At 63.7% G+C, this 16,549-nt stretch carries 12 protein-coding genes; 6 read left to right on the top strand and 6 right to left on the bottom strand.

Translation table 11 applies throughout. The features are described 5' to 3' along the window. Positions 1 to 38 precede the first annotated feature (38 nt). The gene (locus C722_RS0116835) at positions 39 to 1,499 is read left to right on the top strand and encodes a hypothetical protein (protein ID WP_157225843.1); all 1,461 of its coding nucleotides are present in this window, start codon (positions 39 to 41) and stop codon (positions 1,497 to 1,499) included. Here the strand turns inward: C722_RS0116835 and C722_RS0116830 are convergent. Further along, positions 1,480 to 2,472, bottom strand: a complete 993-nt coding sequence (locus C722_RS0116830; protein ID WP_017641632.1) for a hypothetical protein — start codon at positions 2,470 to 2,472, stop codon at positions 1,480 to 1,482. The two genes, C722_RS0116835 and C722_RS0116830, sit on opposite strands and share 20 nt — an antisense overlap. Before the next feature lie 8 nt (positions 2,473 to 2,480). Continuing rightward, complete coding sequence (locus C722_RS0116825; protein WP_017641631.1) at positions 2,481 to 3,869, bottom strand: MBOAT family protein; 1,389 nt, start codon at positions 3,867 to 3,869, stop codon at positions 2,481 to 2,483. A gap of 152 nt (positions 3,870 to 4,021) precedes the next feature. Here C722_RS0116825 and C722_RS0116820 point away from each other — a divergent pair, with 152 nt between their 5' ends. Genes C722_RS0116820 through C722_RS0116810 form a run of 3 tightly spaced genes read left to right on the top strand, consistent with a single transcriptional unit; the run spans position 4,022 to position 6,581 of the window. Continuing rightward, complete coding sequence (locus C722_RS0116820; protein WP_017641630.1) at positions 4,022 to 5,173, top strand: glycosyltransferase; 1,152 nt, start codon at positions 4,022 to 4,024, stop codon at positions 5,171 to 5,173. 50 nt (positions 5,174 to 5,223) lie between these two features. Next, positions 5,224 to 5,604, top strand: coding sequence for a GtrA family protein (locus tag C722_RS0116815; RefSeq protein ID WP_017641629.1), 381 nt, complete (start codon positions 5,224 to 5,226; stop codon positions 5,602 to 5,604). After that, a complete protein-coding gene (locus C722_RS0116810) occupies positions 5,601 to 6,581 on the top strand; it encodes a glycosyltransferase family 2 protein (protein WP_017641628.1) in 981 nt (326 codons plus the stop codon). The genes C722_RS0116815 and C722_RS0116810 overlap by 4 nt, the downstream gene beginning before the upstream one ends. Before the next feature lie 13 nt (positions 6,582 to 6,594). On the opposite strand, the gene C722_RS0116805 is transcribed toward C722_RS0116810, so the two are convergent. From C722_RS0116805 to C722_RS0116785, 3 genes are all read right to left on the bottom strand, one after another. Further along, entirely contained in the window at positions 6,595 to 8,271 is a 1,677-nt protein-coding gene (locus tag C722_RS0116805) for a DUF6311 domain-containing protein (protein WP_017641627.1), read from the bottom strand. After that, a complete protein-coding gene (locus C722_RS0116800) occupies positions 8,268 to 11,219 on the bottom strand; it encodes a glycosyltransferase (RefSeq protein WP_157225842.1) in 2,952 nt (983 codons plus the stop codon). Before C722_RS0116800 ends, C722_RS0116805 begins: the two co-directional genes overlap by 4 nt. A 329-nt stretch (positions 11,220 to 11,548) precedes the next feature. Further along, on the bottom strand, positions 11,549 to 12,898 hold the full coding sequence (locus C722_RS0116785; RefSeq protein WP_017641623.1) for a class I SAM-dependent methyltransferase: 1,350 nt from the start codon (positions 12,896 to 12,898) through the stop codon (positions 11,549 to 11,551). Positions 12,899 to 13,227: 329 nt separating this feature from the next. Between C722_RS0116785 and C722_RS0116780 the strand changes: the two genes are divergently transcribed. Both C722_RS0116780 and C722_RS0116775 read left to right on the top strand, forming a co-directional pair. After that, the gene (locus tag C722_RS0116780; protein ID WP_017641622.1) at positions 13,228 to 14,667 is read left to right on the top strand and encodes a cellulase family glycosylhydrolase; all 1,440 of its coding nucleotides are present in this window, start codon (positions 13,228 to 13,230) and stop codon (positions 14,665 to 14,667) included. Between the two features lie 184 nt (positions 14,668 to 14,851). Then, positions 14,852 to 15,136, top strand: coding sequence for a DUF3509 domain-containing protein (locus C722_RS0116775; RefSeq protein ID WP_017641621.1), 285 nt, complete (start codon positions 14,852 to 14,854; stop codon positions 15,134 to 15,136). Positions 15,137 to 15,170: 34 nt separating this feature from the next. Here the strand turns inward: C722_RS0116775 and C722_RS25480 are convergent, their stop codons facing one another. Next, positions 15,171 to 16,427, bottom strand: coding sequence for a DUF4214 domain-containing protein (locus C722_RS25480; RefSeq protein WP_017641620.1), 1,257 nt, complete (start codon positions 16,425 to 16,427; stop codon positions 15,171 to 15,173). Between the last annotated feature and the right edge of the window lie 122 nt (positions 16,428 to 16,549).

The following is a 16,549-nucleotide window of genomic DNA, read 5'->3' as shown; positions in this document are numbered from 1 at the left end:
CCTGTGCATAACCGGCAATACCTATACGGGAAGAGTTGATGTCTGTTTCATTGAAGTCCAGTACCGCCTGGTACGTGCTGAGTTTCATCGCGCTGTCGGTACTCTATTCCTGCTTCGCCACTCAGGTGCCGCTTAATTCCGACGCCGCATCGGCGCTGCTCGAGGCCCAGGATATCGCTGCCGGCAACGTGCTGCTGAGCGGCTGGAATCTGTCCACGGTCTCCTTCTATTTCACCGAAGTCCTGCCGTACGCGGTACTGATCAAGGTGTTTGGCTGGCACCTGAGCTGGGCCTATGTGGTGCCCGGGATGCTGCTCGCCGCCGTGGTAGTGGTCGCAGCCCACCTCATCGTTCGCAAGCGCGGTATCGCAGGGCTACCGCCTTTGGTGATCGTCGCCGCACCCGGCTTTTTCGCCAGCAATCTGCTGCTGGTTCCCTGCATCCACATGGGCGCCTATTTGGCGACCTTGCTGGCCTGGTGGCTGGTGGAGACCTACGAGGAGTGCCAGGGTCGTTGGCGTCTGGCTCTGCTGACCCTGTTGCTGGGCCTCGTGCTCTTCAGTGACGACATCGTTCGCTACGTTCTGCTGCTGCCCCTGCTCGCCGCCGTCCTGATCAAGGCGCGCCACAACCCGAAGCTGTGGTGGATCATTGCCAGCTGCGTCGTGGCGGTGCTCCTGTCCAAGCTTCTGGCCCTGGTGGTCAAGGCCGCAGGCGGCTTCACCACGCCCGGCTTACCACCGTTGAGATTCGCAAGCTACGCCGCCCTGTGGCAAAACCTTGAACTGACTCTGCAAGGCGTTCTGGCGTTTTTCGACGCTGAGTTCTTTGATCAACGGATCTTTTCGCGCGGCGGCCTGAGCAAGGCCTTCCATGCCGCGATGGCCTTTGGTTTCTTCGGCGCGCTCTACTGGATCGCCAGGCAACGCCGGGCACTGGATACGCTGAGCATCGGCTGCCTGCTAGGCGCGGCCATTTTGCTGGGCGCCTATGTGCTGAGCAATCTGCCGGTGAACCTGATGACTACGCGTTATATGGTCCCGGTGTTCATCCTCGGCTCTATCGTCCTAGGACGTCATCTCCTGGTTGAACGCAGGGTGGTCGTCCTGGGCAGCGGTGTTGCCCTTGCCTATGCAGCCACCATTCTGGCCATACCGAAGTGGGACTACACGACGCCCAACCGCAGCTTTCCGCTTGCCCAGGTATTGCTCAAGCACAACCTGCAGGACGGTTATGCAACGTTCTGGAATGCTAGTGTCAACGCGGTCGTTTCAGACGCCGAAATATCACCGATCATTATCGATGCCGAAGGGGCTAAACCCTTCGACTGGCTATCAAAGTCCGAATGGCACCATAACGGCGGCAGTTTTCTAATCTGCGATACCGAGCAGCAGGTCATCTATGCCATTCGCCAACTTGGCGTGCCGGAACACCAGGAAAGGGTCGATGGCAAATTCCTGCTGATCTGGAAAGGTCCGGTCAGCCTCCAGCGGCCCTGACGAAACCACAATGCGCCGAAGAAGATCGCAACACGGCGATCAGCCGTGCGGTATGTCTTTGGCGCGCCTCGGCCGTCAGGTGATAGTTGGTATCGAAGAAGTCATCCGCCGGGTACATGAAATCCAGCGGACGCCCCAGATACATCAAACCATGCGCGCGGGCCGCTGCAGGAAGGTCCTCATAAAAAGCCCGCTCGACCGGATCGTCATGGTAAGCCGGGCGATCAAGCATGGCAGGCGGTACGAACACAGCGCAGCCACCGGCCTTTTCCACCTCCTGGGCGAAGGTCTGCCAGAGCTTCCAGCTGCCACTCAGCGCGGTGGCCTGAGCACCGTAATGCTGGACCGCTGAGTGAAGCGCGCCGGCGAACAGCTCAGGACTGCGCTCCTCATGCCGACTCAGCGCCTGGTCGCCCCGCTCATCCAGATGCTGCGCACCATAGAGTCCGGCCACCTGAAAGCCTTCCGGCACACCGCGATAGCCCTGTATCACGCGTTCCAGCGGCGTCATCGCTAAGAGCTTGACCAGTCGCCAGGGATTCAGGCCATAGCTGACCGGATGGCTGAGCCAGTATTCCAGGTAGACCTGGTTCACTTCGAAGCGATCGTGATAGAGCGGGTATTCCAGCGGCAGCAGTACCCAGTCCCCAGGCTTTACCGCCTGACGTGCGTAGATCAGTAGGTAGGGACTCAGGATGCCGGCATTGACCCCTAGGTTCACCACAGGCCGGCCGAAGGCCTGCTCGAGTTGAGGTGAATCGATGCCGAACATGGCCCCCGATCCCGCGACCACCAACAGTTTGGGCACCTGCACATTCGCCGCGCGGGCCAGCTTCTTGGCATAGGCGCCTTCGACCCAAAGGTTGTTGACGAAGGGCCGGCCGAGCTGGCCTGCGACTAGCGCGACCCAGGCAGTACCAAAGCACAGGCAGCCGATGAATACCCCCAGGAAAAAGCGTCTGGTACGTCGCATGATGATCGCTAGAAGTTGAAGTAGAGAAAGGCCCGATCAGGACGGGCGAGCATCGCCTTGGTTACCAGCAGTACCAAGATGGCGCAAACCAGACCCCGCCAGACTGACGACAACCGCAGGGCGATGGTGAACGCGCGGGGCGCCACCACGCATACGCCCAGCAGCAGGGGTACTGCCAGCCAGAGCGAATGATCGAGATGCAGGGCAGATGCTTCCACCAGCAACACACCCAGCCCAGGCAGACTCGGCCAGCTCCACTGCCCAAGGGCGGTGAACAAGGTTAGGGTATGCGTGACGTCACTGGCCCGGAAAGGGATCCAGGCAAGCATCACCACCACCAGCGTCAAGGCCCAGGCCAAGGGCTGCGGAAGGCGCCAGGGCGAAAGCCAGCGCCAGGCATGATTCAGACAGAGCAACGTGCCGTGCGCGGCGCCCCACAGGATGAATTGCCAGCCAGCGCCGTGCCAGAGCCCACCCAGGAGCATGGTGATCAGCAGGCTAAGCCACTGCCGCCCCCGACCATGGCGGCTACCGCCCAGTGGGATGTAGAGGTAATCCCGCAGAAAGCGGGACAGCGAAATATGCCAGCGCCGCCAGAACTCGATGATCGAACGGCTGCGATAGGGAGAGCGGAAGTTGATGGGCAAGCGAATCCCGAACATCAGCCCCAGACCCACCGCCATGTCGGCATAGCCGGAGAAGTCGAAATACAGTTGCAGACCATAGCTCAAGGCGGCTAGCACAACCTGGGGCGCCGCCGGCTGGGCCAGGTTGAACAGGCCATCTACCCCAGGCGCCAGGCTATCGGCGAGCAATACCTTTTTGGCAAGCCCCAGTACGAACAGCGTTGCGCCGAGTTGCCAATGCCAGGGGCGAGTAGCGAAACCGCGCTCGATCTGCGGTAGCAGGCTGCTCGGGCGGCAGATGGGGCCCGCGATCAGGTGCGGAAAGAAACTCACGCACAACATGAAGTCGCACAGCCGGCCCGGCGCCGCCAGCCGGCCGCGATAGAGATCCACCTGCCAGGCGATCTGCTGGAAGGTGTAGAAGGAAATGGCCAGCGGCAGTACCCATTGGCCAGGCAGGCTCAGCCCTGCCATGCCGGCGAAGAAGCCCAGGTACTTGTAGTAGGCCAGCAGCCCCAGATTAAACACCAGGGCCCAGATCAACCAGCGTCGGCTGCGCTGTCGCCATACCTGCACGCCCAGCCCGTAGTTGACCAGCATGGAGGCCAGTAGCAGAAAGAGGTAGCGCCAGTCCCAGAAGGCATAGAACAGCCAGGAGGCTCCCAGGAGAAAGAAGACTGAGCTCTGCCGCCCCAGCCGACGCGCCCCTAGAAAGCCCAGGAAGGCGAGCGGCAGAAAGACCAGCAGGAAAGCGAAAGAGCTGAAGACCATGGCGAGAGTGGCAGCAGTTGGACGAGGGCTGGACAGCGCTGGCGTGAAGCCGGGCACTCTAGCATGAAGCCAAGGCGGCCAGGCGTCAGGGAGCCAGGCCAAACCGCATGTTAGACTTCGCGCCCCTCAGGCAGCCGTGGCGCAGGATCCGCATGCGTGTCCTCCATGTATTCAAGACCTACCTCCCCGATACCCATGGCGGTATCGAGCAGGTAATACGCCAGATGTGCGGCGCGACGCGCAAGCTGGGGGTGAGCAATCGGATCCTGACCCTTAGCGAACAGCCCTCCCCTGAATGCATCGAGGTCGAGGGCATTCCGGTGCAGCGGGTGCGCCAAGACGCCAACATCGCGTCCACCGGCCTGTCCCGGGCGGCCTTCGGGGCCTTCGCCCGGGCAGCGCGCGACAGCGACGTTATCCACTATCACTTCCCCTGGCCGTTCATGGACGTCCTGCAACTGGCGGTCCGGCCGGGCAAGCCCTATGTGGTCAGCTACCACTCCGATATCGTCAAGCAACGCCATCTGCTGCAACTCTATCGCCCCTTGCAGCGACACTTCCTGAGCCGGGCCAGCCGCGTCATCGTGGCGACCGAGCCCTATCGCCGCAGCAGCGTGGAATTGCGTGGGCTGGAGGCGCGTACCGAGGTCATTCCCTACGGCCTCGATGAAGCCAGTTACCCCGAACCTTCCCAGGCCTGCCTGGCGCAGTGGCGCCAGCGCCTGGGTCCGCGCTTCCTGCTCTTTGTCGGCGTGCTGCGCTATTACAAGGGCCTGCACCTGCTACTTGACGCCCTGGCCGGCCTGGACATGCCGCTGGCCATCGTCGGCGACGGGCCGGAACGGGCCGCGCTGGAAGCCCAGGCGCACCGTCTGGGCCTGCGCAACTGCCACTTCCTTGGACGCCTGCCGGAAGAAGACGTGGCGGCGCTCTACAACCTCGCCGAGACCTTTGTCTTTCCTTCGCATCTGCGTTCGGAGGCCTTCGGCATGGCCCTGCTGGAGGCGGCCATGTACGGCAAGCCGCTGATCAGCTGCGCCATAGGCTCGGGCATGAGCGAGATCAACCGGCACGAGCAGACCGGTCTCGATGTGGCGCCCACCTCTGCAGCGATCCGGGAAGCCCTGTTGCGGCTGTGGCAGGCACCTGAGGAGCGGGCCCGTTTCGGCGCTGCCGCGCGCGCTCATTTCGAGCGGCACTTCCAGGCGGATCAACTGGGCCGACGACTCGCGACGGTCTATGCGCAGATAGCCCCCGATGCCACCAGCCCAGGTACGGCAGACGGCTACAGACACCCTCGGTAGACTTTGCCGTTCAATTCATTCTGCCGCGTCCCCGGAGGTCACCTACCCCAATGTCCCTGATGCAGATGCTTAATGACGACCGGCTCAGACCGCTGCGTTTCATTCTAGTGGGTGGCCTTGCCACCCTGGTCCATATCCTGGTCGCTGGCTCGCTGTTGGCGCTCTTCGAGCTGCAGCCCTACGTGGCCAACCTCGTCGCCTTTCTGGTGGCTTTCGGCGTGTCCTACTGCGGTCACCGCTACCTGACCTTTGCTCGCCAAGGCTCGATCCTGCGCTTCTTCGTCGTGGCTATCGCCGGCTTCGCGCTCAACAATCTGCTTCTGACGGGTCTGCTCGCCCTGGGACTGTCCGCGTTCCTGGCGATCGTCGTGGCCACCGCACTGGTCCCCGTCTTCAGCTATCTGGCTTCTTCGCTTTGGGCTTTCCGATGAAAACGACGCCGCAGCTTTCCCTGGTTGTTCCGGTCTACAACGAAGAATTGGCCATTGGCCTGTTCTACGACGCGGTCTGCCATCATCCCGAGCTCAGCCAGCTGTCGCTGGAGCTGGTCTTCATCAACGATGGCAGCCGTGATGCCACAGCGCAGCAGCTCGACCTGCTGCAAGCCCGTGACGAGCGCGTCGTGGTGCTGCATCTTTCCCGTAACTTCGGCAAGGAAGCGGCGCTCTTCGCCGGCATCGAGCACGCGCGGGGGGATGCCGTGGTCCCCATCGACGTGGATCTGCAGGATCCCCTGGATGTCGTGCCGCGCCTGCTGGCGCAGTGGCACGACGGTGCCGACGTGGTCTTGGCCAAGCGTGTCGACCGTAGCAGCGACACGACCTTGAAGCGTTTCACCGCCGAATGCTTCTATCGCCTGCACAACCGGATCACCCATACCCCCATCGAGGAGAATGTCGGTGACTTCCGCCTGATGAGTCGCGAGGTGGTGGAAGCGATCAAGGAGATGCCCGAGCGCAATCTCTTCATGAAGGGCATCCTGTCCTGGGTCGGTTTCGAGACGCGCATCGTCGAATACCAGCGTGCCGAACGCAGCGCCGGTACCAGCAAGTTCAACGGCTGGAAGTTGTGGAACCTGGCTCTGGAAGGCATCACGTCCTTCAGCACCCTCCCCTTGCGGCTGTGGACCTATCTGGGCGGCGCCGTGGCGTTGTTCGCCCTGGCCTATGCCGCTCTGATGGTTTTCGAGAAGTTGCTGTATGGCAATCCGGTACCCGGCTATCCCTCGCTGATGACCGCCATCCTCTTTATCGGCGGCGTGCAGTTGATCGGCATCGGCGTGCTGGGCGAGTACATCGGCCGCATCTACATCGAGAGCAAGCGCCGGCCACGCTATGTGATCAAACGCGAACAGAAGCCCCGCGGTACTGCGGAGCAATCGGTGACCGAAAAAGAAATATCGCGTTGAATGCAGGCGCCCGTCAGGGCGCCTCGATCCGGCACACCGTGCCGATGTCTTCCTCGCGACACCACTGGCCGTAGTGCCCGCCCATGGCCTGCTCGATCCGTTCGCGCGAATAGGCATTCTCGCTACGCCCGAAGACGAAGAGCTGGCCAGGCCGCAAGGGTCGATCAAGCACCGCCGCCTTGGTCGCGCAGTCGCCGACCACCCGGGCGATGAAACCGGTGTTGAGCGGCACGGCATGGAGTGCGGAAAAGTACTGAAGAAACAGCGCATCGAAGGGTTTGCCGCCACAGCCGTAGTTGGGTAGCAGGTGGACCTCGGTCGCCGAGGCGACCCGCGCATCCCAGGTCGCACGGTCATAGTCGAAATGGGGTTGGCGACTGGCCGCCTCCACCAGGTAACCGCGGTGATGGCGGGTATCGGCGTACTGCACCACGATCAGCGCCAGCAGGGCCAGACGCCAGACACTGGACGCCCGGGTCAGGTAGAAGCCCAGGGCCAGGATCAGCAGGCCGTAGCCCACCGGCCAGAAAAACCGTCCCGAGCCCCGGAAGATGCGCGCCAGCTGTTCGACGCCGGGTAGCAACGGGTACTCGAAGAGCGCCGTCCCGCCCAGATACACGCGATTGGATAGCGCATAGAGGGTCAGCCCAATGAAGATCAGCAACAGCACCCAGTGCTGACGGCACTGCGACAGCAACCAGCGCGGTGCCAGCACCAGGATGCTCAGCAGCATGGCCAGTAGGCCAACGCCGAGATAGTTGTGGCCGTCAATCTGCAGCCCGGTCGCATCCAGGACCAGCCCGCCGGACGGCAGGAACACGCTGGGCGCCAGATGGGTTCCCAGGAACGGCGACAGCAGGTTCATCGAGGATTCGATGTAGCCCACCTCCGCCGGGGGCATGCCCTGACTGAAACTCAGATAGCCAAGCACGTACAGCACCAGTGCCAGCAGGGGCAAAGGCGCGACCAGGGCCACGGCGACCGTACGCCAGGGACTGGACTTACGAACGCCAATGGCCAGGGAGACAGCGCCATACAGCGGATAGAGCATGGCGATCAGATAGGGGTGGATGGTGGCCGAGAGCACCAACAACGCGGTGCCATAACGCCAGAATTGCCCAGGAACCAGTTGTCCACGTGATAGCCGGGCGTAGTACGCCAGCATCAGGATAATGAGGAATTGCGCATTGAGCGCCGCATGGGGAATCCGGATCATCAGCGCCGGCATCATCAAGGCGAACAGCGTACCGCCCAGGAGCGCTGCTGGCGTACGGCCGCGAAAGGACGCGGCGGCATAGGCGCCGGCCAGCCCTTGCAGCAGATAGCAGCCTAGCGTCCAGACACCGAAGTAATGACTGCCCGGCGGCAGCCAGGGATAGATCACCTTGAACAGGATGGCTGCCAGCGGAATGCTGTCGGTATAGGCCACCGACAGGCCTTCGGGCGCGTTGAGCAGCCGGGTATAGAGCAGCGGGAAGCGCCAGCGATCCTGGACGAAGGCCCACATGCCGGTGATGTGTTGCGTCGGATCGGTGCGGTTGTCGAAGAAGAACCCCGAGTGACCGGTCAGAAAGTCCCACGGAAAGATGCGCGCGATGTACAGCACGCCCAGCAACAGGGCCAACCCATAGTAGAGGGCACGGCCCATTGGCTGATCGAGAACGGCCAGGCGGCCAGCGACAGCGGTCATGATCGCTCCTGCAAAGGCTGAATACCTGAATGATCGAAGCTGGCCTCCTGAGCCAGCGCGCGAAACAGCCCGTCGACGCGGGTGGAGATGGCTGGCCAGGCATGGCTACGCAGCCACTCGACCTGCCGGGCTGGACGCTCAGCGGCGAGATGCTCGCGCAGTCCCGCCGCGATGGCCTGGGCATCGGTACCGGGGAGCCGGTAGACCGCCTCGTCGACGTCTTCGAAGATGTCCAGCGGCGTGCAGAGCACTGGCTTGCCGGCCAGCAGACCCCAGCGCACCGCGGCGCTGGAAGACTCTTGGGTGTGCTGGTAGGGAAAGACCACCACCTCGGCCAGGCTCAGCCACGCCAGGGATTCGCGGTCGTCCAGGAAGCGGTCGATCAGTTGCGCACGGCCTTCCAGGCCCAGCGCCGCGATCCGCTGGCGGCACTCGTCGGCCAGGTCCGCACTTTCCGGTACCGGATACTGGGCGTTGACCAGCAGCAGGTAGAGGTCTTCGTCCTCGGCGGCGACCTCGGCGAAGGCTTCGATCAACTGCAGGATGCCTTTGGGCGGCAGCAAGAAGCCGTAGCTGGCCACGATGCGGCGTCCAGCCAGGGCCTGGGCTTCGTCCGGTAGCGCCAGCGCCTGGGGCGGCGGCATCACCCCGTGGGGGAACAGCATCAGGTTGTCGGCCAGGCCGAAGTCCTTGAGGCGATTGAGGTCGTGGCTGCTGTGCACCAGCAGGCGGCTGCTCTGGCGCAGCGCCAGGCGCAGTTGCCGCAAGCTGCGGTGATCGCCCGGCCGGTCGAGATCGGCGGTGGAATGGAAAGTGACCAGGGTACGGATACCGCGCCGATGCACCTCGTGCAGGAAGCGGGCGAAGGGCACCAGGCCGAAGAAGCCGAAGTTGAACTGGATCAGCAGGATGTCCACCGGCTCGCGCGCCAGGGCCTGCAGCAGATCGTCGAGCGAATCCTGCCCACCCTGATCCCAGATCCGCTGGATCTCCTGCCCTTCCGGATTGATCAGGGCGACGTGGCGGTTGGCGAACACCTGCGTGGCCGCCAGGGGGCCGGCGATCAGTTGCTGGCTGTAGCCGGCGATACCGCAGGCGCTGTTCCAGGTGGTGACGGTGCCGACCCGGGGCTGCGGCTTGCAGGGCGGCAGCGCACGGACCCGGGCGATGGCGGCCTGGGTGCGGCGGGCGACCTGCTCCCAGGTGTAGTCCCGGCGGATCAGGCGGTCGGCCCGCAGCAGGCGCGAGCGTACCAGGGCCTGCCAGCGTCCTTCGCGGCGCGCGGCGGCGAAGTCGGCCAACAGCCGCGCCAAGTGGTCGGTATCCGGCTCCGCCCACAGCGAGCCGCTCAGCTGCATATGGGTCTGGGCGCGGGTAAAGCGGTAATCGATGAGCCAGCTGGTCTCAGGCGTACAGAAATCCGTCTGGCCGCCATAGCCGGTGGTGACCACGGCGCATTCGTGCAGCATGGCCTCGGCCAGGGGCAGGCCGAAACCTTCGCCGCGACTGGGCGCAACCAGGACATCGGCCCAGACGTAGAGGGCGCGTATCGCCGCCTCGGGCAGGTCGAGATTGAACAGCTCGACCGCCGGTGCCGCGGGATACCGCTCGCGCCAGGCCGCCAGTTCGGCGGTGATATCGTGATGGGGATTGGGAAAGGTCTTGATGACCAGTACCACATCATCCGCCGCCGTGAAGGCGCGGGCATAGGCGTCGAGCAGGACGTCGACGCCCTTGCGTGGAAAGCAAGACGAGATGTGCAGCAATTTCAGCGTCGTGGCATTGCCAGGCAGCGCGCGGCCGAGCAGCGCCGGCTCCGCCGGGATGCGCAGGATATGATCGGCGCCCAGGCCGACGGTCACCACCGGTACGTCGACGCCATTGTCCTCCAACACCCGGGTCACATAGGACGACATGCTGGTGACCAGCTGCAGATAGCGATTGAAGCCGGCCACGGCCTCCACCGGCAGCAGGGATTCCTCCCAGCCATAGCAGGACAGCACGCGGACATCGCCCGCCATGTCGCTCACCCGTGGCGGATAGAGCAGGCGCAACACGGCGGCTGCCGGCTGATCGGCACGGGCATGGGCCGCGGCGCTGGCAGGGTCGGCGGCGAGAAACTCGGTAGACACGGGAATGGGGCCGGGACCTTCGGTCGCCCGCAGCGCCACGCTGGCACCGATGGCGGCGAAGCCCCGGGCCAGTTCGCGGTTGACCACCGCCAGGCTATAGCTGCTGTCGAACGGACCTTCAACCCGAATGTCGACCATCTGCCGACACGGTTGCGGCAGCACTACCTCGCGAATAACCAACCAAGTGATAAGCCATTGGTAGAAGCCTTCCGCCGTCCAGCGCCGCGCCTGAGCGTCGCCACGGTGCTGCACCTCATAGCGCAATCCCGGATTGTCCATCAGGCGTTGCAGGACATTGGCCGTGTGCGCGGGCGCGGTCGCCGCCAGCGGCCAATAGCCGTCGCCGAGGATTTCGCGACCTGCCCCGCTCTGGGCATTGCCCACCAGCGGAATGCCCAGCGCCAGCAGGCGCAGCAGCCAGGCCGGATCGGGTGCGGGCTCCAGGCTGAACGCCAGGTCCACCGCAGGCAGCGGCTCCTCGGCGCGCAGTACTGTTAGCTCAATGCGATCCAGTGCAGCGACAGCAGCTAGAAAATCAGCACGGTGCAGGGGTTGCTCATCACCATAGACACACAGACGCCAGGAGGCAGCTGGATGCTGTGCCAACTGCAGTAGCCCTTTGGCCGCCTCTTCATGCTGCAGTTCGGCGACGTGCACGAGGATGGTAAAGGGGCGCAGCCGATCTAGATCCGCTGGCGGCGGAACGGGAGGCAACTGCCAGGAGGGATGATCGATGCGGGAAACTGGAACGGTGACATCTCGGGCATAGAGCGCTTCGAGCAACTGGGAGTCATGACTCAGAAGCCCGCGGATCATAGGACGCCGTCGGATGAGCTCCGACAAGGCTGCAGGCTCTGCGTCAGCATCTGGCAAGAGTAGTACGTGGCCGTCGCAGCGTGCCAAACGCCGTTCGTGCTCGGCCTGAGGCTGACCATGCACCAGCAGAAGGTCGTCTGCCCCACCCAGTGGGTAATCGGCAAGCGCTCGCACCTGCTCTCGCCATTGCTCTGGCGGTTCGTCGGCATAGAGATCGGCGGTCAGTCCGGCACGGCGCGCGGTATCACGCAGCTCGAGCAGATATGCCCAACCGTAGACGCCCGTCAGCGGTCCCACGATCCACTGGTGGAAAGCGGTAACGGCCCGCTTCATGGCGTCTCAGCTCTAATGGCAGAGACTGCGTAATGCTGCCAGGTAAGCGGCGATGAGGGCTGGAAATCCTGTAGTAGCTCGGCTTGCGCAGGCCGTTGAATGGCAACCTGGGCAAAGCCCTTATGGCGGCACAGAAACTCGAGCAAGGGCGCTGGAGAGGGCCGCTGACGCGCCGGGTCGAGCCAGAAGGCACAAGCGCTGGACGCATGGGCGGGATCAAGGGCCTGCAACAACAGCAGACCGCCAGGCGCGAGCGCACGCAGTGCCTCGTCGAGCAAACTGGACAGCTGCGCCAAGTCCAGACGATCCACCAGTTCGAACGCACACAGGGCGCCCAGACTGCCCGTCGGTTGCTCGCTCAACCACCTCAGCGCATCGCCCTGCTCTACCTCCAGCCCGTTGCCACATGCCTGGGCTACCAGGTCAGCGTCGGCCTCGATCCCACGCCGCTTGATCGCCTGGGGCAAGCCGGCCAGCCAGAGGCCATTGCCGCAGCCCAGCTCAACCAGAGGCAATCCCTGACGCAAGGCTGGGCACTCCTCAATCAGAGGTAGATAGAAGCTCAGCAGTCCATGCAGCGCCTGATCGTCCAAGGCAAAATGCTCACGCAGCGTCCGCTCCAGTGCCAGGGGTACGCCCAAGGCCGCGCTCTGAGGCGCTAAGGGCAATGCAGGCGCGGTTTCCAACAAGCTCAGTCGTGTGCGCAGCTCCTGCTCACTACGGTCTAGCTGCCTCCGGGCCTGGGCCAGTTGCGCTTCCACCGTCGCCAACTCGCGCTCCAGCTCACCCAGGCGCGGCTCGGGCGCCTGATCCTGCAGGATTTGCCAGCGCTGTTGATGCCATTCCAGCAGGTTGCTCTGCTGCTGCAGCAGGATTGCCTGCAAGGCCAGCTGGTTTTGCCAGCGGTAGTAGCGGGCATTGTCGCGCTGCTGCCGCCCCGGCAGACCGGCGACCTCCAGCATGAGGCCCAGTAACCGTCCGATGACCGGCACACGGCGCAGCTTGCGCTTGAGCAGCGCCCGGCGCAGCCCTGGAGCGGGTGCGGCATGGCGCTGGCCCTCGGGACTGAGATGGATGGCCGCCAGCAGATCGAATCGATCCTCCCCACCCCGTAGGCGGGTCAGGTAGTAGGACAGCCGCTCCGGCTCGATGGGATGCCCGGTCAGATAGTGATAGGCCGAACGCACGAGCGCCTCGTCATCCAGTTCCTGCAGGCCGTCCCAGGTGGGTTCGGCGGGCTCGGCCGCAGGCTGCAACGCCTGGGTGCGCTGGCGAATATCGGCGATCAGGTTGGCGAGGTGATCGTCGAGACGGGAAAGATCCAGGTCGGGGCCAGGGGTAGACATCGCGGGACGCTCGGTCGGACAGGGGGGAGACGATGGCCAGGCCATCGCGAGAAGACGGCAAGGATACCCGCTCAGGCGCCCTGGATGAACGTCTCCGCCCTTTCCCGCCCCTGACACCTCGTCGGCGCCCGGGCGATTGGGGGTCAAGAAAACCAGGGCCTGGCCGAATCAGCAGGGAGAGACGAATCGATTGAGCCCTGGCACAGGATTTGAAACTGGGCCGGTAAGCGTCAAGAAGTCGCTAAATCTTGGCTGAGGACAGTCGCCAGAATTTTGTAGTTGGCAGGCCGGGCAGGAGCCCGGCGGCAGCACCTATCGCCGGTACCCTCATGACCCTTCGCAAAACCCTGGCCGCCCTGGGCGGCATCCTGACCCTGAGCGCCCTGCTGGGCGCTGCCGCCCCCGCGCGCGCCGTGGAGCTGGTCGGCCTCAACCTTTCCGGCGCCGGCTTCGCCAGCCAGGTGCTGCCGGGCCTGAACGAACGCAACTACATCTTTCCGGTGGAAGCCTACTTCCAACAGTGGAGCGCGCGCGGCGTCAAGCTGGTCCGCTTCCCGATCATCTGGGAACGCCTGCAGCCCAGCCTGGGCGGCGCCTTCGATCCGACCTATGCCGGCCTGATCGACCGCACCTTTCTGTATGCGCAGAACCACGGCATCAAGATCATCCTGGATCTGCACAACTACATGAGATACCGCGGGACCGTGATCGGTACCGGCGGCGTCGGCTACAACCACTACCAGGATGTGCTGACCCGCATCGCCCAGCGCTGGAGCAGCCAGGCGTCGCTGTATGGCTACGACATCATGAACGAGCCCCACGACGCCACCGCCCAGTGGCCCGTGGCCGCCCAGTACGGCATCAACGGCGTGCGCAGCGTGGACAACGTGCGACCCATCTTCATCGAGGGCAACGGCTGGGCCGAGGCCACCCGCTGGCCGCAGTGGAACGACTCGCTGCTCGCCCTGCGCGATCCGGCCAACAACCTGATCTTTGAAGCCCACACCTATTTCGACGGTGACGGCGGTGGCGGCAACTATGCCAACACCAGCGCCGCCGCCTATGCGGACGACTATGGCGTGCAGCGGGTCCGGCCCTTCGTGGAATGGCTGAAAAAGAACGGCAAGCGCGGCTTCATCGGCGAATTCGGTGTGCCCGACAGCGACCCGCGCTGGAACGTGATCATGGACAACATGCTCGCCTACTTGAAGCAGAACTGCATACCGGCCACCTACTGGGCGGCCGGCCCGGGCTGGGCCAACTACAACATGTCGGTGGAGCCGGTGAACGGCCAGACCCGCCCGCAGTGGCCGACCCTGGCCAAGTACCTGGACGGCAGCAGCTGCAGCAGCTTCGGCCCCGGCGCCCAAGCGCCTAAGAGCGCGACCCAGGCTGACCTGAACGGCATCCAGCAGCTGTACCTGGCCTACATGGGCCGTGCCTCGGATCTGGCCGGCCTGCAGTACTGGGCCAACCGCGTCGCCTCCGGTGAGATGAACGTGGCCCAGATCGCCGCCAGCTTTACCGAAAGCCCCGAGTATCGCGGCCAGTACCAGGGCCTGGACAACTCAGCGCTGGTCAGCAAGGTCTACACCAATGTCATCGGCCGCAGCGCCGAGGCAGCCGGTCTCAACTATTGGGTCGGCGAGCTGAACAACGGCAACGTCAAGCCGCAGACCCTGGTACTGGCCATGGTGCGCGGCCTGGGTGACAGCGACAAGAGCAACTTCGACGCCCGCACCTCGGCGGCCTTCAGCAATATGAAGTGATGGGGCAAGGCGGGTCGGATACGGCTCGCCTTGTTCGGCCCTCCGAGCGCGGCATGGATGCCGCGCCAGGAACAGGCACAGACGCAAGGCGAAGCAAAGGACCGTCTCAGAGCAGCTGAACCTTTGCGCAGGAGGGGCCTCTACCCTTCTCCCATTGCACGTGCCGATTCAAGGAGGATCCCGCATGCAAGATGCCATCGACCGCCTCGTCACCGCCCTCGAACCCCATAGGTGCCAGGTCACCCAGCGCCCTGCCGACCGTAGCCTGTTGCTCACCGTCAAGGACAGCCAGGGCGGCAGCTCCATGACCAAGGTCATCCCCCTGACCGAGCTGAATTGCCCCGACCGCCTGGCTACCGTGATCAAGGACGTACGCCGCGACCTGGCCAATTGCGGCGGCACCCTGGACGCCGCCTGCACCTCCGACCTGCAACGCCGCGGTGCGCGGATTCGGCGGTACGGGGACTAGCTGTCTCGGCGCCGTTTTTAGACGCTACCCGCGATCAGATCGAATACTCGATCCCTTGGGCGATCTGCCCGGAGACCACCACCCGGTTCTCCGCCGACTCCGATAGGCTGGCCAGCAGACCCGCCGCGTCCAGCGCGCCGCTCTGCAGCTGGGACGTCCAATAATCCAGCCCGGCCTGCTCCGCGGTGCGGCCCAGCACATGGCCATAGAGGCTGGCGACCAGCGCCTGGGGCGCGGGCGAGGTGCCGTTGAGCGCCTGGAATTCGCTACTGGCAACGAAGCCTGAGGCCACCTCATACAGGCTGGCACCCGCATCCATCTTGTCGATCCAATAGCCCAGACCGGGCTTGTCGGGCGTGCGATCAAAAGCCGCCTGGTAGAGGCGATAGGCCTGGCCGGCTATGCCGTCGGTATCCAGAGCCAGGCTGCGGTCGGTGAAATGCACGCGCTCGATATTCTGCAAAACGACCGCGCCGTAGTTGCCACCGTCCTTGTTGTACAGCACAGAGGTCTGCCCAGGATTGACGGATGCGCTCTTGTAAGAGGCATTTATCGTCAGCTCGTCATGCCCAGTAAGCCCATTGATCACTGGCGCATAGGGCCCCGTGTGTCGATGCCAGTCGAAGCTGATGGCGTCGTTAAAGTAGCTGCCATAAGTGAAGCTTTGATCAACTGCAATCGGATTGGACGCCACGGCATTACCTGGCGCTCCATAGAGGTACTGCAAGGCCAGGAGGTCGAAGGCACCGAGATGCTGAGCGCCGCCGGTGTTATAGGCCATGGCTGTATTGGATGCCGTAGCCAGCTCGATAGGTAGATAGGGGCCCTTGTCGTATTGGCTGTATTCCCCAGGATGCTTGAGGCCAAGTGCATGCCCCGTTTCGTGTACCAGCAACTGAAGACCGGGTAGACGGCTGAGGTCAGCGACCTGGGGCGTCATCCAGTTGAACCACACCACACTGCCGCCATCCCGCGTATAGGATTCGGCTTGGTGGTCAGGAGATTTGGGCACACCGGCACGTCCGGAATAGAGGCCGTATTGGAGTAAGCCGCCCTGCTCGACCTCTTGAAAGGTCACGCCGATCTGACTGGAAATTTCAGTCAGCATTGAGCGCACCGCGGCCTGCTGGCCAGCATCGAGCATACGGAAATCATCTACCTCGTAGTCACTTGGACCCTGACGCAGAAAGCTGTAGCTGATGACCGCGCCCGTGCCCGGCTGGTGGTTGTAAGCCAGGCTGATACGTCCCGGCTCCAGCAGCGCATCGATCCGAATATCTCCAGTAGCCATCGTGTTTCCTCCTTGAAGCAGCCGCCCCATGGCAACTACTGCTCGCCTGCCTGTATAGCAAGCCGGACGAGAAAACGATATGGAGTTCACATTTTACAGGCAAAAGAAAAGGCCGCGCCGCG

The sequence above is a fragment of the Pseudomonas sp. 313 genome (assembly GCF_000316965.1).
Lineage (GTDB): Bacteria > Pseudomonadota > Gammaproteobacteria > Pseudomonadales > Pseudomonadaceae > Chryseomonas > Chryseomonas benzopyrenica.
This window is presented reverse-complemented; position numbering and strand designations above follow the sequence as displayed.

What these genes read in the sequence shown, in the direction of transcription:
- C722_RS0116800 (WP_157225842.1), bottom strand. Translation starts at nt 11,219, where the DNA reads ATGATCCGCGGGCTTCTGAGTCATGACTCCCAGTTGCTCGAAGCGCTC.
- C722_RS0116830 (WP_017641632.1), bottom strand. Translation starts at nt 2,472, where the DNA reads ATGCGACGTACCAGACGCTTTTTCCTGGGGGTATTCATCGGCTGCCTG.
- C722_RS0116835 (WP_157225843.1), top strand. Translation starts at nt 39, where the DNA reads ATGTCTGTTTCATTGAAGTCCAGTACCGCCTGGTACGTGCTGAGTTTC.
- C722_RS0116775 (WP_017641621.1), top strand. Translation starts at nt 14,852, where the DNA reads ATGCAAGATGCCATCGACCGCCTCGTCACCGCCCTCGAACCCCATAGG.
- C722_RS0116815 (WP_017641629.1), top strand. Translation starts at nt 5,224, where the DNA reads ATGTCCCTGATGCAGATGCTTAATGACGACCGGCTCAGACCGCTGCGT.
- C722_RS0116810 (WP_017641628.1), top strand. Translation starts at nt 5,601, where the DNA reads ATGAAAACGACGCCGCAGCTTTCCCTGGTTGTTCCGGTCTACAACGAA.
- C722_RS0116805 (WP_017641627.1), bottom strand. Translation starts at nt 8,271, where the DNA reads ATGACCGCTGTCGCTGGCCGCCTGGCCGTTCTCGATCAGCCAATGGGC.
- C722_RS0116825 (WP_017641631.1), bottom strand. Translation starts at nt 3,869, where the DNA reads ATGGTCTTCAGCTCTTTCGCTTTCCTGCTGGTCTTTCTGCCGCTCGCC.
- C722_RS0116820 (WP_017641630.1), top strand. Translation starts at nt 4,022, where the DNA reads ATGCGTGTCCTCCATGTATTCAAGACCTACCTCCCCGATACCCATGGC.
- C722_RS0116780 (WP_017641622.1), top strand. Translation starts at nt 13,228, where the DNA reads ATGACCCTTCGCAAAACCCTGGCCGCCCTGGGCGGCATCCTGACCCTG.
- C722_RS25480 (WP_017641620.1), bottom strand. Translation starts at nt 16,427, where the DNA reads ATGGCTACTGGAGATATTCGGATCGATGCGCTGCTGGAGCCGGGACGT.
- C722_RS0116785 (WP_017641623.1), bottom strand. Translation starts at nt 12,898, where the DNA reads ATGTCTACCCCTGGCCCCGACCTGGATCTTTCCCGTCTCGACGATCAC.